We start from the raw sequence: 19,021 nt of genomic DNA on the forward strand, positions 1-19,021 counted from the left end.
GGCGCCACCCTTTAGTGGAAAAACCGCTGCGCGGCGACCAGCATCAGCGGCACCGTCACCAGCGCGAGTGCGGTAGAAACAGCGATGCTGGCCGTCACCTCGTCCTGCATCGTGTCGTAGCGCTGCGTGAACAAGAAGACGTTGGCCCCCACCGGCAGCGACGCGGCCAGGAACATCACCGCCGTCGAGGTGCCGCCCAAGCCGAAGGCCCAGGCCAGCGCCAGCAGCAGCAACGGGTGCGCCACGTTCTTGACCAGCGAAATGCGCAGCGCATCGCGCGCATGGCGCCCCACCTTGCTGAACGCCAGCGTCACGCCGACCAGCAGCAGCGCCATGGGGCCGAGCGCCATGCCCAGCAGCTGCAGCGGCTTGTCCACCACCTCGGGCAGGTGCAGGCCGGTCTGCGCGAACAGCAGCCCGGCCAGGATGGGCAGCGGCACCGGGTGCAGGATGCCGTTGCGCACCGCCTGCAGCACCGTGTGCAGCATGGGGCGCGGCGGGCTGCGGCCGTCGCGCTGGCTTTCATGCGCCTGCGCCAGCTCGAACACCACCGTGGCCGCCGTGAGCAGGATGAGCGCATGCAGCGAGATCAGCGTGAACAGGGTCACCAGCCCTTCCTGGCCATAGACCAGCCCGACCAGCGGCACGCCGATCATGATGGTGTTACTGAACATGCTGGCCAGCCCGAACGCCGCCGACCGGGTGGAAAAGCCCATGACCGCCAGCGACACCACGAACACCAACCCGGCCGCCAGAAAGTACAGGCCCACCGGCTCGAAGTTCAGGTCCTGTACGCGCGACGTGCCCATGGTGCGAAACAGCAGCGCGGGCGTGAGCACGAGAAAAACCAGGTTCGACAAATCTTTGACCGCCGACGCCCGCACCCAGCCCAGGCGCCCGGCGAGAAAGCCGATGGCGATGAACAGGATCACCGGGATCATGGAAGCGAAGACGGGGGAATTCACGGCGGCGGTCCTGCAGCAAAAAAGGAAAAAGCTTGCACGGGCGGCCAGGTAGGCACTCGGGCAAAGCCTTGGATTATCGTGCCGCAGTTTTCCGATTAATCGCTTGCCGTGCTCGCGGTTGAACCGTCAACAGGAGTGGACCGCAACTGTCGTCGATCGACGGACTAACCTGTCGCGCACGGTGCGGCACGACACTGCAGTAAACGCACCCCCGAACTTGAGCAGGTTTTACTGCCCATCCAAGGAGGAGCGTACGGCTGGGCTACGATGCTGAGCGCCCGCCATCGGCCAGGAGCGGTCTGTGGCGGCAGATGAAAGCGGACGTTCAACGTCTGAATTAAACGGGGGCTGTAGGCCATCCGTTCTTAAATGAAATGTTATGCCTCGATAGAGCTACGGCGATGAGTGCTTTTGCCCAAGAGTTCATTTGCTGGCTGAAGATGCTGGCACCTTGGCGGGTGTGGATTGCGTTTGGGGTTGGCCTGCTGATGTCGAAATTTGGGCGCTACCTGCCTTGAACGTGGCATAGGCTCCTACGCCAGCACCAGCCAAGGTGCCGAGAACACCAATGATTGCTGCAAATTGCATTGCTCGATTTGTTGCTTCGGAGAGCTTGGAGTCGAGTTTGAACTGTTCTTGCAACTGCCTTACAAACATCCGACGTTGCCATTCCTTTTCCGCAAGAATGTCTTTGGCTGTTCTTGGTTTCCATCCGGACTGCCACTCTGCAAGCGCAAGATCGTTCATTGCTTCAAGTTGAGACCGGCTAATGCCTTGGAACCCCTCATCAAAGGCTTCATCTGGCTTCGTGTCATTTCTCATGGTTGGATCAAGAGCAGGTGGCGTAAGGAATGCTAGCGAAGTGCTTGAGAGGCATAACTTGGCGCTATCCGGCAGGCAGCATGGGCGCGAAGCGGCAATGTGACGCTGCCCGTCCGCGACGAGCAACCTGTTAGCAATACTTCGCATCATGCTGATTTGAGATTTCACGGCTGTACTGGGCCTCAAACGCTGCCTTGTTTGCGGCCGAGGCCCACAACGAAGTGACATACTCAAACTCACGTTCGAATGATTCCTTAAAAGCTGGGACATCGGTCGCGTATTCACAATTGCGCGCAAGAATAACAAGCCAATTGGGATAGCCGAGCTTCGGGTAAAGAATGGAGAGCACAGCATCCACCGACTCAATTGTTGCTCGCGCTTGAACGTATTCGGAGCGCAGCGTCACCAAGTACTTCCCGGCGGCAAACTCGTCATCCAGTCGCATGCTTCCGCAGTAACGATCAATGATCACCTCGACAAGAGGCAGAACTTCGTCGCGTCCACGCGCGCCCGCGAGAAGAACTACTTCAAGGTCATCACCCTCTTGATCGTATTGCAAGCGTTCACTTGCCAATCGACGCACGCCTCGCCGCTGCCGTATCCAAATCTGAGGCGGAAGTACTCCAGTTCGAGCTTCGCTATGGCCTCCATTGGATTGCTAACGTGATTTATCCCGCAAAACCTGCGGGATAAAGTGAACCGTGCGGAATATTCTGGACACTGATTCCTCCTGGAATTGGCTTGCAGCATAGGTTTTCAGGTGATAGCCTGTTTAAACATCCAGGCATAAAAACTCCGCGAAACCCGGCAGGCGTTTACTCGGCAAACTATAGCTTGCCAGCAGGCAGAGACCGGAACTTTCAACAGCACGTTTGGGACTGTGAGCCAGCGGGCAGCAAATCAATGGCAGCTTCCGGGTGGCGTTTTTCATCGTCGGCTCAAGGCCCAAAGCCGTCCTTATCGATCCGCGCATCACACTTTCTTCTTTTCCAAACGCGCCAGCGCCGCCTCATACGCTTGCAGCACATCCGATCGGTCTTCGGCGGCGGCATCGAACCGGCTGGTCAGCACAGCGGCGTCGGCCTTGCTGCCCAGTTGGCCAATGGCCTTGAAGATCCTTTTCATGAAGACGGCGTCGCCACCGACGATGTGCCGCTCCAGGCGCAGCAGGTCCATGATGGGCTCCACCAGCTGCGGCGCCTTGGTCTTGCCCACCACTTCGAGCAGGCATTTGTAGTTGCCAAGGTGCGCGTTCGAGAAGCGGTCGCGGTCGTTGAAGAAGGCGAGGAAGAGGTCGGTGTACGCCGGGCTGGCCACCTTGAGCAGCACGTTCATGATGGTGGCGTGGTCGCTCTTGAGCTTGCCGGCCAGGAACTCTTGCCGGTAGGGGTGCCATGCCAGCGCCGTGTGAAAGCACTCGGTCATCGGCGCGATGGTGCGCTCGCCAAAGCTGCTGAGCACCTCTACCAGCACCGCCCATTCCTCGGTGTAGTGCGGGCGCAGGCCATTGGCCACCAGGGTGTGGAAGGCGCCCTCGGCCGGGTGGGCCAGCACGCCGTGCAGGGCCTCCTCGTCGTAGTGGTCACCCACAAAGCTGGAGAAGCCGCGGGCCAGCAGGTCCAGGTCGGTGATGGCGTAGACCGCAGGCCAGTTCTTGGCCTGCATCAAGGCGGCCAGGCGCCATGCTTCCATGTTCTCGGGCTGGTGTTCCTGGGGCTGCGGGGGCAAGTCCAGCTTCAGGGCAAGCCGCTCCTCGAGCTGCGGCGCGCTGGCGTGAAAGTCCACAAACTTGCGGCCCGCCAGGGGCGCAAGGCTGCTGATGGGGTTGTACCCCACGTTCAGCTTCACGATCTGAGGGCATGCCGCCAACGGTGACAAGTCGCTGATCTCGTTGAAGCTCAGGTTCAGTTCCGTTACCTGGGTGCACGCGATCAGGGGGGACAGGTCGCTGAGTTGGTTGCCCGAAAGGTCCAGCTTGACCATGCCGGGGTAGCTGCGCGCATACCCATCGACAAAGCTCAGGTCCGTGATACCGTTGCTCGACAGGTGCAGGGACTGGAGCTGCGGCAGGTCCAGCCCCGCAGGAAACATCGCCTTTTTGTTGTTGCGCAGAGTCAGGTCGCTCAGAGCCTGAAAGCCGTTGAGCGCCTCGAAGTCCGAGAACCGGCAGTTGTCGATGTACAGCGTCTGAAGGCGGGGCAGCGCGCGCAGCGCGGCGAGGTTAGTGAACTTCACCCTATCCAGCAGCAGGGAGGTCAGGCTGGTGATGTGGGCGATGCGCGCCAGGTCCACGGGCTCGGCCATCTTGCTGCTGCGCAGGCACAGCGCTTGCACATCATCGCAGCCGGCAATGGGGTCCAGGTCTTCGCTGGTGAAGCGCTCCAGGTTCAGCTCACTGGTGTGGTTGAGCACCTGGATGGGGGAAAACGAACTGTTCGTCCATTTGGATTTTTTGGTTGCCATGGCGTTGGACTGAGAGGGTTGTTTCAGGTGGGCGCTGTGGCTTGGGATGATCGCCCTATGTGCGCTGCGCGTGGATCATAGAGGGCACGTTCGCAAGCTTGCTGGACAGTGTGTCCAGTTGGCGCCTTCACCGCCGAGGCTGGTCCTCGAACTGGGGCGGCGCCGAAGGTGAGTGGGACGTGGAGCGTGAGCAAGACCGCCTGTTTGGCCGATAGCGTCCATCGCAAAAGCTCCTGGAGTCGAGCATTAAATACGCAATGCGTATCTTCAAAAAACGCAAAGCGTACACTTTCGGCATGAATCAGCAGCAAGACCTTCTGCGGGACGCAATGCGCCGCCTCAACCTCACCCGGGATGCGTTCTCGGATCGGCTTGGAGTCCGCCGCCGTGCCTTGGACACATGGCTGTTGCCATCCGACTCCAAAGAGGCTCGCGCCATGCCGGAGATGGCGGCCCGGTTCGTCTCCGAGATTCTTCGAAGCACAGCAACGGGCAATTCGCCAGGCAGCGAACGAGCAGACCCGGCCCCGCTCGTCAAGCGGATCGGGGCCGAAGGCAAACCGCAGTTGCTGTCGGTCTCGCAGTTCGATCGTGGGAGCCTCGAAGAGCTGTTTCAGGTGGCCGACGTGATGCAGCCGATTGCGCGTCGGCAGAAGGTCACGCGCGTTCTGGAAGGGGCCGTTCTCGGCAGCCTGTTTTTCGAGGCCAGCACGCGCACGCGCGTGAGCTTCGGCGCGGCCTTTTGCCGGCTTGGCGGCACCGTTTGCGACACGACCGGTTTCACCTTTTCTTCGATGGCCAAGGGCGAGTCCATCTACGACACCAGCCGCGTGATGAGCGGCTACGTGGATGCGCTGGTGGTGCGCCATCCCGCGCAGGGCTCGGTGGCCGAGTTCGCGCGGGCGACCAACATTCCCGTCATCAATGCGGGCGACGGGCCGGGGGAACACCCCAGCCAGGCCATCCTCGATCTCTACACGATCCAGCGCGAGTTCTCGCGCATCGGCAAGCTGATCGACGGCACGCACATCGCGATGGTGGGTGACCTCAAATATGGCCGCACGGTGCATTCGCTGATCCGGCTGCTGTCGCTGTACCGGGGCCTGAAATTCACGCTGATCGCTCCGCGTTCGCTGGAGATGCCCGCCTACCTGGTGGAACTGGTGGCGAACCAGGGCCACGTGATAGAGCAGACGTCGTCGCTGCAAGACGGCCTGCGCGGGGCCGATGTGGTGTACGCCACGCGCGTGCAGAAAGAGCGGTTTGCCGATGGCGAGGCGATAGAGGGGTACGCACCCGACTTTCAGGTGTGCAAGGCGCTGGTGGACCGGGTGTGCAAACCGGACACCGTCCTGATGCACCCTTTGCCACGGGACGAACGGCCCAGCGCGAACGATTTGAGCGTGGACCTGAACCATGACCCCCGGCTTGCGATCTTCAGGCAGACCGACAACGGAATCCCCATCCGCATGGCGCTTTTCGCGGTGCTGATGGGGGTGGAGAAACAGGTGGCGCGTTCGATGCGCGACGCGAGCTGGGTATCGCCAGCGCACGTCGGGCCGGACGATGCGGACTTCGACGGGCTGGACTGAAGCCGGCGCTGCACTGCCAGCGCTCACGGTGAGGCCGTGAGCCCATGAGCGGATGAGAAAGTCAGCCGGCGCACCGCAGGCGCCTATGCGCCTGTTGGCCTATGGGCCTGCGGTGCTGCGACAACCTGGGCGGTTGTTGGCCTCAGAACGTCGCCTTCACCCCTACTTTCAAGCTGCGGCCCGGCAGCGGCGACTTCGGAAATGCCGTCGTGGTCAGGATCGACGTGGCGCTGTAGGCCAGCTTGTCGGTGATGTTGTCCAGGCGCGCATACCACAGCAGATTGCTGCGCGTGGCACCGAACTGCACCTGCTGGTGGTAGGCCAGCGAGGCGTTCCACAACGTGTACGCGCCGGTGGCACGGGTGCCGTCGCTGGGCACGCGGTCTTGCGCGGCCAGGTGGTCGAAGCCCACGCCGGCACGCCACGGTCCGCTGGCCCAGGCCAGGGTGCTGCCCACGCGCATCGGCGCGATGCGCGGCAGCGGCTCGCCCGTGTCTTCGTTGGTCGCGCGCACGATGTCGCCGCGCAGTTGCAGGTCGAGCGTGGAAGCGGTGTCGCCGAACAGCGTGGCGCTGGCCAGGCCGCTCTCGCCCACCAGGCGCACGCTGCCGCTGGCCTCCAGGCCGTAGAACTTGGCGCGCACGCCCTCGTAGCGGTACTCGGGCAGCGCGTCGGCGGTGCCGGCGGGCACGCGCTCGCCGTCTTCCGTCAGGCTGGCACCAGTGGGCGTGAGGCCGATGTAATTGGAAAACCGGCTGTAGAACGCGGTGACGGCAAAGCGGTCGGGGCCGCTCTTCCACGCGGCGCCCACGTCGATGCTGGTCGCTTTTTCCAGCCCCAGGCGGCTGTCGCCCGTCTCCCAGGCGCCGGTGGCGATGTGCGGGCCGTTGGCGAACAGTTCGTAGTCCTTGGGCGCGCGCTGCGTGTACGACAGGTTGGAGGTGAGCTGCCAATCGGGCGCCAGGTTGACCAGCGCCCCCACCGCCGCGCTGTGCGGGTGAAAGGTGTGCTTGCCGGTCTCGAAGCGGTCCGTGTCGGCGCTGCCGAACGATTCCACGCTCACCTGCTCGGTGCGGGCGCCGAAGGTCAGCTTGCCCCAGCCCGTGGCCAGTTCCTCGTGCGCGAACAGCGCGGTGGAGCGGCTGCGGCTGTAGGGCGCGAAGGCCTCTTCGCCCACCGCGGAGAAGCGCGACGATTCGGCCTGCAGCCCGATCACGCCCTGCAGCGCGCCCAGCGGCGCGTGCCTGGCCTCCAGCCGCAGGTCGTTGCCCCGGTTGCGGAAGGTGGTGCCGGCCTCGCCGCCTTCGTATTCGGTGTGCACGTAGTCGGTGTGGCTGGCCTGCATCTTGATGCTTTGCAGCGGGCCGGCGTCGATGCGCCACTCGCCGTCCAGCGCATAGCGGTTGGAGCGCATGCCGATGGTCACGTCGTCCTCGGCCACGGTGCCGTAGTCGTTGCGGTAGGTGCTGGCCGAGGCGCCCAGGTAGCCACGGTCGAAGAACACCGTGCCGCCCACCGCGCCGCCGCGCGTGTGGCTGGCGGAGTTGCAGATGCGGCGCGCCAGACCCGGCGAGCCGGGCTTTTCGCAGGCCAGGTCGGCCGGGGCGCGCACGTCGTCGGTGTCGCGGTCGAACACGTCCACGTGCAGGGCATAGCGGTCATTGCCGCCCTCGACCATGGCGCCGCCCGAGCGCTCGCCGTTGCCCGTGGCGGCCGCCGCCTCGGCCTTGCCGGTCACGCCGTTGATGGGCTCGCGGGGAATGCGGTTGTCGATCACGTTGACCACGCCGCCCACGGCGCTGCCGCCATACAGCAGCGTCGCCGGGCCGCGCAGCACCTCGATGCGCTCGGTCACCAGCGCCTCGGTGGGCACGGCGTGGTCGAAGCTCAGGGCCGAGGCGTCCAGCGTGGCACCGCTGTTTTGCAGGATGCGGATGCGGTCACCGTCCAGCCCGCGGATGATGGGGCGGCTGGCGTTGGGGCCGAAGTAGGTGCTGCTCACACCCGGCAGGCCGTCCAGCGTCTCGCCCAGGGTGGACTGCGTGCGCAAGGTGAGCGCATCGCCCGATAGCTGTGCGGCGGGGGCGATCACGGTGGCGGCGCCCAGCGGGTTGCCGGTGACGGTCACCTCGGGCAGGCGGGCGGTGGGCGTGGGTGCGGCCTCGGCAGGTGCCTGGACGGTGGCGGCGGCCGACTGGGCATGCACGGCCGGCACCAGGCCGGGGCCACCCAGCGCAAGGAGTGCGGCCCAGGCCAGCGGGCGCAACGTGGCGCGGCGCGAAGCGGCGGTGCGGGGGCCGCGCGCGGTGGTGGAGATGTGGGAGTTCATGGAAAAAGGCTTCACGAAAAAAGAGAGCGGCGGCCTGCACGCGCGGCGCCATCCGCACCGGCCGGGCAACGCCCAGGCCGGCGAGACGGCCCCAGCGCAGTGCAGGCAGTCAGGCAAAAAAGTGCCACCAGCGCATATTCATCTAGGGCAGGTAGCTATCAAAAAAGGAGTCAACCCGCGCTGCAGCCGGCGGCCGCAGGGGGTGCGCGCTTCAGCCCTGTGCAGGGGGCGCGCGGGCGAGAAAGGCCGACCGCTGCCGCGTGCCGGCATGCGAGGCGTGTTGCGGCAGCGGTGCCTGCGCGGCGCCGTGCACCGTCGGCAGCACCAGCGCCGCCAGCAGCGCGCCCCCGAGCAGCAACTGGTCCAGCAACTGGCAGTCGGCGCCATGGTGGCCGGCGAACAACGCGTGGAGCGCGTCGCCGCCCTGCCCTGGCCGCGCATCGGGCGCCATGGGCGCCGTGGCATGGTGCGCCAGGCCCGCCGGCCAGGAGACGGAGGCCGAGGCCAGGCCCGGCGCCCCGCCATGCACCACCTGGTGCATGCGGCCGAGCAACGGCGCCAGCAGCAGCGCGAACGCGATCCACCAGACGGCGATGCGTTGGCGGTGCGGCAGTGGCTGCGGGCGCGCGGGTGTCATGGGGAACGTGGGGGCGGCGGGTCTGTTCAGCGAAGCGCCCGCATCACTGGACGGGCCTGGCGTCGACCATGCGGTAGAACAGGCCGTACTCGTCGTTGCGCAGCGTCTCGAAGCGGCCCTCGACCACCACGGGTTCGAGCGAATACGTGACGGGCGACGAGGCCTTCACCTCGACCATGCTCTCCGGCCCGCCGGGAATGCAGAAGGCGCAGGTGAGCGGCACCGAGGTGAGCAGAAAGTGCCGCTGCTGCGGCTTGGCCGTCATGGGCACCATGAAGCCCTGCACGCGCTGCACCGTCTGGTCCAGCGCCTTCTGCTCGGGGTTGAAGACGGGCTCGATGCGGGTCTTGAGGGTTTTCTTCTGCAGGTTGGTCAGCGTGGACCAAGGCACCACGTCGCTGCGCGTGGGCAGCGGCTTGATCGGGCTTTGCGGGCTGTGGTAGCCGGCGCCGTTGCCCGGCGGCAGCCCGCCGCCGCCCAGCGGGGACGACAGCGCGGCACCGGCACCGTCCGGCGCCTGCGCCCCGGCCACGCCGCAGGCCAGCAGGCCGGCGAATGCGAAGGGGATGGCTTTCATGCGGGGTCCTCAAAAAAGGCGGCGAACGGCGGCTGGGCGCCCTGCCCGGCCGGTGCGATTGTCGCAGCGCCCGGCGGGTGTCGGGCCCGGGGATGGATCAATGCTGGTGCTTCATGCCGCAGAACTTGCCGATGGCCAGGCCCTTGCACGCGGCCTGCAATTCCTTCTCGCAGGTGTCGTGGCCCTTGCCGGATTCCAGGCACTTGGCGGCGGCCTCGTGCGCGGCGGCCATGGCGCGGTGGCGCTGGATGTCGGCCTGGGTGTCGGCGTCGGAATGCGGCTGCGCCTGGGCCGCGGCGGCGGCCAGCAGGAAGAGCGGCGCGAGCGCCAGGGCGCGGAGTCGGGAGGTGGCGGTCATGGAAAAAGTCCTTTCAGGAAGGGGGGTGACGAAACAGGGGAAAGGGTTCGGGGCTGTCCGCACATCCAGGCGTCATGCATCCAGGCATTCAAGATTCAAGGCCGCGCCAGCAGGTCGGCCACGTCCACCCGGTACGCCTGCACGGCCGGCAGCAGCGCCGCCACCACCGCCACGGCCACCGCGAGGCCGGGCACGGCCCATTCCTCGGGCAGCCACAGCGCGCCGGTGACGGGCATGGCGTTCTGCGCCTGCAGCATCCAGCCCACCACCGCCGCCAGCGCATGGCCGCCCGCCAGGCCCAGGGCCGAGGCGATCAGCGCCAGCCACAGCGCCTCGGCCAGCAGCAGGCCACCCACGCGCGCGGGCGAGGCGCCCAGCATGCGCAGCATGGCCAGGTCGGCCCGGCGCTCGCGCACGGCGTTCCACAGCGCGATGAACACGCTCAGCGCCGCCACGCCCAGCAGCACCGCGCCGAAGGCCTGCAGCACGTCGGCGCCCACGCCCAGCAGCCGCAGCAGGCGCGTCACCTCGACGGCGGGCGCGGCCGCCTGCATGGGCGTGTCGGCATTGATGGTGCGCGGCAGGGTCACGGCGGCGAGCGGGCTGCGGTAGCGCACCAGCGCCAGCGTCACCTCGCGCTCCTGGCGCAGCGCCTCCAGGTCGTCGGGGTCGTCGGCCTGCGCGGTCTCGTGCACCGTCCACACCGATTCGGTGGCGGTGAGCACCAGCCGGTCCAGCACGCAGCCGCAGGGCGCGAGCACGCCCGCCACGGTGTAGGGGTGGTCGCCGTGCGCGTGCCCGCCACCTGCCAGGCCATGGCTGCCCACGAACCGCCGGCCCAGCAACGCATCGCCCTGCCCTGGCGCGGTATCCTGCGCGGCGCTGGCCATGGCGCGCGCCACTGTGGCGCCCAGCACGGCCTCCATGGGCTGCTGCCACAGGCGGCCCTGGGCCAGCGCGGCGCCGTAGTGCGCCGGGTACTGCGGCGTGGTGCCCACGATGCGGTAGCCCGAGAAGCTGTCGCCCAGGCTCAGCGGAATGGCCTCGGCCACCAGCGGCTGGCGGGCCAGCGCCTCGAAGTCGGCCAGGGCGATGTTGCCGGGCGGCACATCAATGTGGAACACGCCCGCCAGGATCAACTGCAGCGGGCTGCCCTTGGCGCCCACCACCAGGTCGATCCCCTGCACGTCGCGCTCGAACGCCTGGTCGATCTGGCGGCTGACCAGCAGCACCAGCGTGACTGCGGCCAGCCCGAGCGCGAGCAGCAGCAGGTTGAGCGCGGCCGGCAGCGGGCGCGACCACAGGTAGCGCCACGAAAGGCCCAGGACGTTTGCTATATTTTTCATAGCGGCATGCCCTAGGGTTTATTGCGCTGGAGGCCGATTTCATTCAGATCCAGCCGCTGGCTCCCCGGCCGGTCCGCCAGGGCCTGCGCTGCGCGACGGTCGTGCGTGGCGACCACCAGGCTGGCGCCGCAGGCCTCGGCGCAGGCCGTGAGCAGCGCCAGCGCATCGGCGGCGGCCTCGTCGTCCAGGCTGGCGGTGGGCTCGTCGGCCAGCAGCACCCGGGGCGACAGCAGCACGGCGCGCGCCAGGGCCACGCGCTGCGCCTGACCGCCCGACAGTTGATGCGGCCGGCGCGCCGCCAGCCCGGCGACGCCCAGGCGGTCGAGTGCGCCGTGGATGGCGGCGGCATCGCGCGGCAGCCCGGCGGCGAAGTACGGCAGCGCGAGGTTCTCGGCCACGGTGAGCGCGGCGCTCAGGTGCAGTGTCTGCGGCACGAAGCCGATTTGGCGCGCACGCCAGGCATCGTGCGCCGCACCGCCCAGGCGGTCCAGCGCCTGGCCGGCCACCTCGGCCGTGCCGGCGCTCGCGCGGCGCAGCCCGGCCACCAGGGCCAGCCAAGTCGATTTGCCCGAGCCGGAGCGGCCCTGCAGCAGCAGGCACCCGCCCTGCGGCAGGTCCACATCCGGAAACCGCAGCGGTGCGATGCCGGCGTGGGCGAATGCCAGCGCCTGTGTGCGAATCACTCGCCGTCCCCGGGATGCGCGGACTGCGCGCACACCGCGCACCGGCCGCGCACGGCGACGTCCAGCGACAGCAGGTCGTGGCCGGCGGAGGCCAGGGCCTTCAGCATCTGGCGCGCGGCCGCCTGCAGCGGCGCTGCGCCCTCGGTGACGGGAAACTGCCGGTGGCAGTCATTGCATTCGAAATGCGGCGCGGCCGGCTCGCTCTTGTGGCCCACCAGGGTGTAGCGGGCCACGCGCTGGGCATCGATGTGCCGGCGCATCAGCCCGGCGCTGGCCAGCCGGTCCAGCAGCCGGTAGACCGTGACGCGGTTGACCACCACGCCCCGGCGCGCCAGGGCGGATTCCACCTCCGCGCCGGACACCGCGACGGAGGGCTGCGAGGACATCAACGCCAGCAGCGCGCGCGTGGCGCGGGTGGAGCGCAGGCCGGGCGGCAGCGCGCGGGGCGCGGAGGGATCGGAGTGGGGAGAACGGGGCATGGCGGGCGGCCCGCGGCGCAGGCGATGGCGCCGGGAACGGGCTTTGCAAAGGGTTTGGTAACGCAAACGGGTTGCATTATGGCAGCTTTGCGCGGCCCCGCCCGCCCCGGCCCTGGCCTTTACGGGGGCGGCTGCTTTTCTTCCTGCAGCCGCTTCAGCTTGCGCCGCAGCCTGGCGTTGTCCAGGCCCAGCGCCAGCCAGGACAGCCCGAACAGCCCGTAGAACACCGCCTGCCCGAAATACGCGAATGCCAGCCACGATGCGCCCGCGCACGCCAATGCCGTGACCAGCAAGTACGTTCCGTCTTTGAAGGGGGATGGAGCCATGGGATTCACCTCAGCCGCGACAGGCTTTGCGGAGACAGCGCCAGGGTGAGCCGCCCCGCGTGCTGGCGCTGGTAGATCTGCGGGTGGGTCTGCAGCACCGTGCCCACCTGCGGGTTGAGAAAGCCGTGGCGCGACGCATAGAACAGCACGTCCGACAGGCCGGTGCCGCCCGAGATCACCCGGCCGGTGGCCACGGCCGCGCTGCCCACCGCCGCCCCGGCGAAGTAGGCCACGCCCAGCGCGCCCAGCATGGCCAGCCGCTCGGGCAGCGTGCCGGCAACGACCAGTTCGCCCACCGTCACCCGCGGCCCATGCACCCGGGCGGCGTCCACCAGGGTCTTGATGGTGCCCACGATCAACGCGTAATTCGGGAACGCGGTGGCGGGCACGGGAATACCGAGCGCCTCCATGTTCTCCCGCCAATATTCCAGCCACCGGGGTTCATTCTCTGCACCTGCCGACACGGTTCGACCTCCGCTTCGTTTTGTTTTGTTTCGACAGGCGGAAGTCTAGGGAAGGTCTGCAAAACCCCATTCGTCAGCCCGGCACAGCCTGATGTTGAACGGAAGGTCCGCCTGATTCCTGCGCAATCCGCTGCTTAGGCCCGATTGGCACGGTTTACAGGCCCGTTTCAGCCCTTGCGGCGCCACCTCGGCACCCCGCAGACGCACCTATCCCTGCAGCGCCAGGATCCGCTTCCTGGCCATCCACAGATTGCCCAGCGCAAACAGCATCATGAGGCGCGCCGTGTTCTTTTCCAGACCTCGGTAGCGCACCTTGGCGTAGCCGAACTGCTGCTTGATCACGCGGAACGGGTGTTCGACCTTGGCTCGCACGCTGGCCTTCAGGCGCTCGGCTTTGTCCAGCAGCTTGTGAAGTTCCCGCTCGGGATCAAGTGCCTTGCGTTTGCCCGGGCGCATGGCCACGTGCCACTTGATCTTGGCCTTGGCTTTGCTCCCTTGCATCTCCTGGCGCTTGTCCACGCCCTGGTAGCCTGCATCGCCCCAGGCATGCTTTTCTTTGCCATTCAGCAGGCCTGCTGCCTGCGTCACGTCGTTGACGTTGGCGGCTGTGCCGATGACGGTGTGCACCAGTCCCGAGTCGGCATCCACGCCAATGTGCGCCTTCATGCCGAAGTGCCACTGGTTGCCTTTCTTGGTCTGATGCATCTCGGGGTCTCGCTCACCCTCTTTGTTCTTGGTCGAACTGGGCGCTGCAATGATGGTGGCGTCCACGATGGTGCCTGTCTTGAGCATCAGGCCCTGCTGGGCCAGACCGGTGTTGATGGCAGCCAGCACCTGCGGAGCCAGTTGGTGCTTCTCCAACAGATGGCGGAAACGCAAGATGGTGGTCTCATCGGGCATGCGCGCTGCACCATCGAGGCCGGCGAAGCGGCGGTACAGGGGCCGCTCGTGCAGTTCTTCTTCCATGGCCGGATCGCTCAGGTTCCACCACAGCTGCAGGCAGTGGATGCGCAGCATGGTTTCGATGGGGAATGGAGGGCGGCCACCCAGGGCCTGGTGCGCGCCCCGGGCGAACGGAGCAATGAGGGCCACCAGCGTTGCCCAGGGCACAACCTGGTTCATCTCTTCGAGGAAGATCTCCTTGCGGGTCTTCTTGGGCAGTGGGTCCAGGCCCAGGGTGTATTGATCCATGGCGCCATTGTCTTGAATGCTTGGCGCTGGGGGAGGATCAGGCGGGGAGGTTTTGCAGACCTTCCCTAGACAAAAACACCGGGGTTTTGCCGATGATTTACGTAACTTTCGGTTGATTCGATGGTGTCCTGCCAGGGGCCGTGCTGGCGCCGCCGCATCAGTCCGGCTTCAGGAAACGCGTGAACGTCTTGCGGAATTTCTCCACCTTCGGGCCCACCACGAAGGCGCAATAGCCCTGGCCGGGGTGGTTCAGAAAGTAGTCCTGGTGGTAGTCCTCGGCCGGCCAGTAGCCTTTGAGCGGCACCACCTCGGTCACGATCGGGGCGCCGAACAGCTTGTCCTGCGACATCTGCCGCACCATCGCCTCGGCTTCGCTTTGGTGCTCGGGGGTCTCGGTGTAGATGCCGCTGCGGTACTGCGTGCCCACGTCGTTGCCCTGGCGGTTCAGCGTGGTGGGGTCGTGCGTGGCGAAGAAGATCTCCAGCAGGTCGCGCAGCGCGATCACGGCGGGGTCGAACGTCAGCCGCACCACCTCGGCATGGCCGGTGGTGCCCGTGCAGACGTCCTCGTAGGTGGGGTTGGGTGCGCGGCCGTTGGCGTAGCCGCTTTCCACGTCGGTCACGCCGCGAACGCGGTCGAACACGGCTTCGGTGCACCAGAAGCAGCCGCTTCCTAAAGTGATAGCAGACAATTGAGTATTTCCGCCGTCTAGCGTCGAATTTTGCGACATATGAGCTACTCCGATAAGATGTGTTTTTTGCCAAAAAATCACCAAATGACTACTACCCTACCCCGAGGCATTCAGGCCGTGGCTTGGAAGAACCAGGACGGCACCAAGTCTCTACGTTATAGAGTCAGGATACAGCGCAAGGATTTCAAGTCTGACGAGCTGTTTAAAGACATTACAGAGGCTCAACAATTCTTGTTGAACTCCAAAACGAAATCAGGTCGTGCAATGCTTCAAAGCAAGCATGAAGTGATGCAAGCGCACGAAAAAGAATTGCTTGAAAAATGGATGGAAACGCAACTTTTAAAGTCGTTCATTCGCACTTTTGTCTATCGCTATCAAAGAGATGTTGTTGAAACAATCGACACATCAACAGAGTCTCAAAAGAGAAAAAAGTCTAATCTTTTATCATTCTTGAAGACAATTAGAACAACAAAAATTGAGAGAGTTATCAACGCAAAAGTCCCGAGCATGATGCAAAACATGACTGGAGACAAAAAGGAGCTGAAAGACTTCGGAAGTATTGAAATTGAAGATTTCAGCGAGTATGACGTTAATGCTTATATAGTTGCAAGACTGAAAGAGAAAAAGAAAAGCTCAACGATCAATAGAGAGCTATCAATCATTTCTCAAATTTTTGAGCATTGCAGACACTCAACACCTGCGCTCAAAGGTTTGATGAACCCCGTTCAGCTACGAAATAAAAAGTTACTAAGTGGTAAGCGTGATCAGAAGCCAAAACGCCGCTTGACTGACCAAGACAAAGAACGCTTGTTCTTAGCTCTTGATAGTTATAGCAATCCTGAGTTAAAAACGATTTGCTTACTCAGCTTAGCTACGGCAATGCGCCGCAGTGAGATCGTTAATTTGAAGTGGTGGCAAGTAGGCCAGGGGCACATCCATTTACCAACGACGAAAAGCAACCGCCCGAGGGACGTATATCTAACGCAAGAAGCTCAGGAGCTTCTAAGCGCCCTGCCCCGAAGTGCCGATACCTCGAAGGTGTTCGGCAGCTACTCAACAGTTGCAGGATTCGAGGGCTCCTTCACTAAGCTAATGCACACGCACAGCTTAGAACACATTACTTTCCACATTTTTAGAAAAGAGGCTTTTTCAATCTTCTTTGAGCGCCTAGGGGCTGACAATGCAACGTTGTTGAGTGAATTTTTGGGAGTTAGTAGCGTGCGAAAGTTCAAAGAACTACACGCCCCGAAAGTCGTTAAAGACCTTGCAAGCGAAAAAAACATCTTGCAAAGCGGCGGGCATATGAATGCACAGACAACCAAAGATCATTATTTGACATTGAAAAAAGAAGAACAAAAACTCTTGACTAAAGAAAAAGTGTGATAGATGATGACACTAATTTAACAAAGCCCCGAGGGGCTCAGGAGTGGGAAAAATGGCAACTGCGAAGACTGATGAAAAGAAAGAACTGACACGCGAAGAGATCGAGCAAAAGCGCGAGGCGCTCTTGCAAGCTCAACGTGAACTTGATAAGCAGCTTTACGAGCTTGACAACAAGAACTTCATTGAAGCTTTTAAGTATCTTGAAAGTAACAAAATCAGCTTTTCAGACCTCGAAAAATACTATTCAGAAAATTTGGCACCTGTCATTTTTCATATTAATTTTGAAGACGGCACCGAATTCATTCGTCGCCAAGGTCAAATTGGTCAAATGTCTAACGTGATGAAAGCTAAGCTTCAAGCACTGGGTCGCCCTGCCCTGGCGCTGGGCAAGCAAAAAGGATTTGACACAGAAGGCGCAAAGGTTATTGAGTCAATCTTTAAAGCTCGCAAAACTCGCGGTAGCTAACCCACAGCTACCAAAGAAAAAAGGCCCTTTGGGGCCTTTTTCTTTTTATATCTGCAAAACGTGATAACCGATATTCTTCATTTTCATCTTAAACGAATCAGCAATATTTAAGATATATAAACTGCATCTGTGCAATAACTGCGTAGATAACAAAGTTAAAAGACACGTTCATTATGAACTTAGCAGATAGAAAAAAGACCCTCTCCCTGGGCCTTTTTCTTTTTCTCAAACAATTTTCTCTACACAAATAATCAAGCGAATTACAAACTTTCAGTAACTACAAAGAAAGATGCAGCTTGACTTGTTCTTATATTAACGATTTTTATTTAAAAGTCAAGTCTATTGATAACTAAATTATCAACAGCTTAAAGCTATTGATAAAAGCTTACGCTTACTTTAGTTCTCAACAGACAACAGCCCTGACGCGCTCATTGTGCATATGTGCACAAGTCTACGACTTGCACACATACACACAACCGCTTGCCGTTCCCATTCTTTTTAATTTCTCTTCAAGACAGAGAAAACCAAGCCACCAGAACGAGCCGCAAGGCCCGTTCTCTACGCTGTTGAGGGGTAGCCCTCACCTTTGAGCCCTAGCCCCTTGGAGGGGCTAAAAACGGCTCCTAGAAGTGCTCTTGACACTTCGCACTTTTCCTTTTAACCCTGACACCACCTTGTGACACCACCGAAACCCGCGCCAGTATTGGCTTAGCGGGGAGTGCTGACACTAGAGCGTGACAACTGGGTTTTTGACTTTGACACCACCGAAACCTAAGCCCAGCTTGGCTTAGCGGGGAGTGCTGACACCTTTTTTTTGTATTAATGACAAGATCATTGATTACAACCCTCTTTAGAGAAAAATCAATAGTATTCTATTGATATTAATAAATACTATTCAATATAAAACAAAGAAATAAAAAAGGCGCAACACGAAAAACGCAAAATATATTTGACTTTAAATAATTCTTCTGCTACTTTGTATATACAACTACAAAGAAAGAATAATTATGACAACTTCAAATAAAGAGCAATTTTTAAACGTAGATAAAAAACATTTCTATGTTTTGTTTTCAAAAAATCTCAACTGCTACGATAGATTAGTTTATTTCACAATATGCGCAAGAGCTACGTTTAAATATCAAATTTTCGGCATTTACAAAGAAGAGACTTTTACAACTCTCAAAAACTCAGTTTTTGCACAATCAAATAGTAATGACGATTTTTATAAAGACATTACAGCTTTAAAGCGCTCGCTTGCAAAACTAGAAAAAAACAATTTAATTAAAGTTTTGTCAAATAAAAACTTGATTATTTCACTCGATACAAAACAAACTATTGAGCAAGTTTTTAGAGCTATCGCATTAAACGTAAACGACTTCAACATATATGCAAAGCGTATTGCAGAATTAGAAAAAGCTTTTAATTTAAAGATATATGTAAAAACGATAGAGCAAGAAAAAGAAGACTCAAAAGAAATCGCAGAAATATTTTATAAAGAAAAGCAAGAAGAAGAAGACTTTTTCGAAGAAGCAGCAAAAGAATTTTTTAAAGGAGATAGATGATGACTAAGAAAACAATAGAAAGCATAGACGTTGACAATGTCAACAAGGTGCGCGAGGGCGCAGGTTTGCCCCCATGGGGCACTAGCACGGGCACGCAGGGCCAGGGCTCCAATAGCTCCGGCAGTTCCGGCACCCAGGGCCAGGGCTCAGGTGGAGGCCACAAGCCGCCACCAAAAAATACAACAACGGGGATCAAACACAAATGAACTACGAAGAGCTAATCGAGCGCGAACGCGCACGAAGGAAAAGAGATAAAGAAGAAGTTATCGCATACTTAAAACACACTGGAGATATGTATCACATACTAGCAATATTTATGTTTACGATGTGTCTTATAAGTATAGTTTTCATTATTTTGATAGCTAAGAGCCATCTGCATTAGTAAGTCAATGAAAACTTCCAGAAAGAGGGAGCCGGTAGGCTCTTTTTTTTCGTCTAAAACTTTGTTTTGACACGCTAAAAGTTCACGTTCGCAGCGTTCAAGCTCTCTCGTTTCAATCTCGCAAGACGCGAGATTTTCAACTTCAATAGCTTTTCTTCTTCTTTTTGTTGCTTCTAGATAAGCAACAAAAGCAGTGCGTGAAGCTTTGATTTTCCTAAAATCTCTATATTTGTATTTATTTTTGTAGTTCATATTGACTTTTAATATTCATTCTGCTATTAATAGTATATATGAAGTTTAAGAAA

General features: G+C 60.8%; 21 protein-coding genes. 4 read left to right on the forward strand and 17 right to left on the reverse strand.

Going from position 1 to position 19,021, the window contains the following annotated elements:
- Positions 1–11: 11 nt before the first annotated feature.
- The 5 genes from M5C98_RS11740 to M5C98_RS11760 all read right to left on the reverse strand — a co-directional run bounded on the left by M5C98_RS11740 (position 12) and on the right by M5C98_RS11760 (position 4,250).
- Positions 12–965 carry an AEC family transporter gene (locus tag M5C98_RS11740; protein WP_272552946.1) on the reverse strand — a complete coding sequence of 318 codons (954 nt, stop codon included), beginning with the start codon at positions 963–965 and terminating at the stop codon, positions 12–14.
- Positions 966–1,388: 423 nt separating this feature from the next.
- Positions 1,389–1,787 carry a hypothetical protein gene (locus M5C98_RS11745; protein WP_272552947.1) on the reverse strand — a complete coding sequence of 133 codons (399 nt, stop codon included), beginning with the start codon at positions 1,785–1,787 and terminating at the stop codon, positions 1,389–1,391.
- 130 nt (positions 1,788–1,917) lie between these two features.
- Entirely contained in the window at positions 1,918–2,361 is a 444-nt protein-coding gene (locus tag M5C98_RS11750; RefSeq protein WP_272552949.1) for a hypothetical protein, read from the reverse strand.
- A gap of 198 nt (positions 2,362–2,559) precedes the next feature.
- Positions 2,560–2,718: a hypothetical protein gene (locus tag M5C98_RS11755; RefSeq protein WP_272552950.1), complete on the reverse strand. Its 159-nt coding sequence runs from the start codon at positions 2,716–2,718 to the stop codon at positions 2,560–2,562.
- A gap of 41 nt (positions 2,719–2,759) precedes the next feature.
- Positions 2,760–4,250, reverse strand: coding sequence for a leucine-rich repeat domain-containing protein (locus tag M5C98_RS11760; RefSeq protein ID WP_272552951.1), 1,491 nt, complete (start codon positions 4,248–4,250; stop codon positions 2,760–2,762).
- A gap of 296 nt (positions 4,251–4,546) precedes the next feature.
- Between M5C98_RS11760 and M5C98_RS11765 the strand changes: the two genes are divergently transcribed.
- Positions 4,547–5,842, forward strand: a complete 1,296-nt coding sequence (locus M5C98_RS11765) for an aspartate carbamoyltransferase (RefSeq protein WP_272552953.1) — start codon at positions 4,547–4,549, stop codon at positions 5,840–5,842.
- Between the two features lie 142 nt (positions 5,843–5,984).
- Here the strand turns inward: M5C98_RS11765 and M5C98_RS11770 are convergent, their stop codons facing one another.
- From M5C98_RS11770 to msrA, 11 genes are all read right to left on the reverse strand, one after another.
- Entirely contained in the window at positions 5,985–8,171 is a 2,187-nt protein-coding gene (locus M5C98_RS11770; RefSeq protein ID WP_272552955.1) for a TonB-dependent receptor, read from the reverse strand.
- Positions 8,172–8,382: 211 nt separating this feature from the next.
- Complete coding sequence (locus tag M5C98_RS11775) at positions 8,383–8,808, reverse strand: hypothetical protein (RefSeq protein WP_272552957.1); 426 nt, start codon at positions 8,806–8,808, stop codon at positions 8,383–8,385.
- Between the two features lie 43 nt (positions 8,809–8,851).
- The gene (locus M5C98_RS11780) at positions 8,852–9,385 is read right to left on the reverse strand and encodes a DUF3299 domain-containing protein (RefSeq protein WP_272552958.1); all 534 of its coding nucleotides are present in this window, start codon (positions 9,383–9,385) and stop codon (positions 8,852–8,854) included.
- A 97-nt stretch (positions 9,386–9,482) separates the two neighbouring features.
- Complete coding sequence (locus M5C98_RS11785; protein ID WP_272552959.1) at positions 9,483–9,743, reverse strand: hypothetical protein; 261 nt, start codon at positions 9,741–9,743, stop codon at positions 9,483–9,485.
- Between the two features lie 95 nt (positions 9,744–9,838).
- Positions 9,839–11,089: an FtsX-like permease family protein gene (locus tag M5C98_RS11790; protein ID WP_272552960.1), complete on the reverse strand. Its 1,251-nt coding sequence runs from the start codon at positions 11,087–11,089 to the stop codon at positions 9,839–9,841.
- An 11-nt stretch (positions 11,090–11,100) separates the two neighbouring features.
- Positions 11,101–11,772 (reverse strand): ABC transporter ATP-binding protein, encoded by a 672-nt coding sequence (locus M5C98_RS11795; RefSeq protein ID WP_272552961.1) that lies wholly within the window; start codon positions 11,770–11,772, stop codon positions 11,101–11,103.
- Positions 11,769–12,251 carry a Fur family transcriptional regulator gene (locus M5C98_RS11800; RefSeq protein WP_272552963.1) on the reverse strand — a complete coding sequence of 161 codons (483 nt, stop codon included), beginning with the start codon at positions 12,249–12,251 and terminating at the stop codon, positions 11,769–11,771. Before M5C98_RS11800 ends, M5C98_RS11795 begins: the two co-directional genes overlap by 4 nt.
- A 119-nt stretch (positions 12,252–12,370) precedes the next feature.
- On the reverse strand, positions 12,371–12,577 hold the full coding sequence (locus M5C98_RS11805) for a hypothetical protein (RefSeq protein ID WP_272552964.1): 207 nt from the start codon (positions 12,575–12,577) through the stop codon (positions 12,371–12,373).
- Positions 12,578–12,582: 5 nt separating this feature from the next.
- Positions 12,583–13,041: a hypothetical protein gene (locus M5C98_RS11810; RefSeq protein WP_272552965.1), complete on the reverse strand. Its 459-nt coding sequence runs from the start codon at positions 13,039–13,041 to the stop codon at positions 12,583–12,585.
- A 207-nt stretch (positions 13,042–13,248) separates the two neighbouring features.
- The gene (locus M5C98_RS11815) at positions 13,249–14,232 is read right to left on the reverse strand and encodes an IS5 family transposase (protein WP_272547916.1); all 984 of its coding nucleotides are present in this window, start codon (positions 14,230–14,232) and stop codon (positions 13,249–13,251) included.
- A 157-nt stretch (positions 14,233–14,389) separates the two neighbouring features.
- Entirely contained in the window at positions 14,390–14,962 is a 573-nt protein-coding gene (gene msrA / locus M5C98_RS11820; protein ID WP_272552966.1) for a peptide-methionine (S)-S-oxide reductase MsrA, read from the reverse strand.
- A gap of 78 nt (positions 14,963–15,040) precedes the next feature.
- Between msrA and M5C98_RS11825 the strand changes: the two genes are divergently transcribed.
- The 3 genes from M5C98_RS11825 to M5C98_RS11835 all read left to right on the forward strand — a co-directional run bounded on the left by M5C98_RS11825 (position 15,041) and on the right by M5C98_RS11835 (position 18,334).
- Positions 15,041–16,306 carry a site-specific integrase gene (locus M5C98_RS11825; RefSeq protein ID WP_272552967.1) on the forward strand — a complete coding sequence of 422 codons (1,266 nt, stop codon included), beginning with the start codon at positions 15,041–15,043 and terminating at the stop codon, positions 16,304–16,306.
- A 52-nt stretch (positions 16,307–16,358) separates the two neighbouring features.
- A complete protein-coding gene (locus tag M5C98_RS11830) occupies positions 16,359–16,772 on the forward strand; it encodes a hypothetical protein (RefSeq protein ID WP_272552968.1) in 414 nt (137 codons plus the stop codon).
- 1,007 nt (positions 16,773–17,779) lie between these two features.
- Complete coding sequence (locus M5C98_RS11835) at positions 17,780–18,334, forward strand: hypothetical protein (RefSeq protein ID WP_272552970.1); 555 nt, start codon at positions 17,780–17,782, stop codon at positions 18,332–18,334.
- 304 nt (positions 18,335–18,638) lie between these two features.
- Here the strand turns inward: M5C98_RS11835 and M5C98_RS11840 are convergent, their stop codons facing one another.
- Positions 18,639–18,968: a hypothetical protein gene (locus M5C98_RS11840; RefSeq protein ID WP_272552971.1), complete on the reverse strand. Its 330-nt coding sequence runs from the start codon at positions 18,966–18,968 to the stop codon at positions 18,639–18,641.
- Positions 18,969–19,021 lie beyond the last annotated feature (53 nt).

Source organism: Acidovorax sp. NCPPB 3576 (assembly GCF_028473605.1).
GTDB lineage: Bacteria > Pseudomonadota > Gammaproteobacteria > Burkholderiales > Burkholderiaceae_C > Paracidovorax.

Bases quoted from the DNA above. Each gene is read 5' to 3' on its own strand.
- M5C98_RS11830 (WP_272552968.1), top strand. From the start codon at position 16,359: ATGGCAACTGCGAAGACTGATGAAAAGAAAGAACTGACACGCGAAGAG.
- M5C98_RS11835 (WP_272552970.1), top strand. From the start codon at position 17,780: ATGACAACTTCAAATAAAGAGCAATTTTTAAACGTAGATAAAAAACAT.
- M5C98_RS11785 (WP_272552959.1), bottom strand. From the start codon at position 9,743: ATGACCGCCACCTCCCGACTCCGCGCCCTGGCGCTCGCGCCGCTCTTC.
- M5C98_RS11745 (WP_272552947.1), bottom strand. From the start codon at position 1,787: ATGAGAAATGACACGAAGCCAGATGAAGCCTTTGATGAGGGGTTCCAA.
- M5C98_RS11800 (WP_272552963.1), bottom strand. From the start codon at position 12,251: ATGCCCCGTTCTCCCCACTCCGATCCCTCCGCGCCCCGCGCGCTGCCG.
- M5C98_RS11840 (WP_272552971.1), bottom strand. From the start codon at position 18,968: ATGAACTACAAAAATAAATACAAATATAGAGATTTTAGGAAAATCAAA.
- M5C98_RS11780 (WP_272552958.1), bottom strand. From the start codon at position 9,385: ATGAAAGCCATCCCCTTCGCATTCGCCGGCCTGCTGGCCTGCGGCGTG.
- M5C98_RS11755 (WP_272552950.1), bottom strand. From the start codon at position 2,718: ATGAAAAACGCCACCCGGAAGCTGCCATTGATTTGCTGCCCGCTGGCT.
- msrA (WP_272552966.1), bottom strand. From the start codon at position 14,962: ATGTCGCAAAATTCGACGCTAGACGGCGGAAATACTCAATTGTCTGCT.
- M5C98_RS11790 (WP_272552960.1), bottom strand. From the start codon at position 11,089: ATGAAAAATATAGCAAACGTCCTGGGCCTTTCGTGGCGCTACCTGTGG.
- M5C98_RS11805 (WP_272552964.1), bottom strand. From the start codon at position 12,577: ATGGCTCCATCCCCCTTCAAAGACGGAACGTACTTGCTGGTCACGGCA.
- M5C98_RS11775 (WP_272552957.1), bottom strand. From the start codon at position 8,808: ATGACACCCGCGCGCCCGCAGCCACTGCCGCACCGCCAACGCATCGCC.
- M5C98_RS11765 (WP_272552953.1), top strand. From the start codon at position 4,547: ATGAATCAGCAGCAAGACCTTCTGCGGGACGCAATGCGCCGCCTCAAC.
- M5C98_RS11770 (WP_272552955.1), bottom strand. From the start codon at position 8,171: ATGAACTCCCACATCTCCACCACCGCGCGCGGCCCCCGCACCGCCGCT.
- M5C98_RS11760 (WP_272552951.1), bottom strand. From the start codon at position 4,250: ATGGCAACCAAAAAATCCAAATGGACGAACAGTTCGTTTTCCCCCATC.
- M5C98_RS11815 (WP_272547916.1), bottom strand. From the start codon at position 14,232: ATGGATCAATACACCCTGGGCCTGGACCCACTGCCCAAGAAGACCCGC.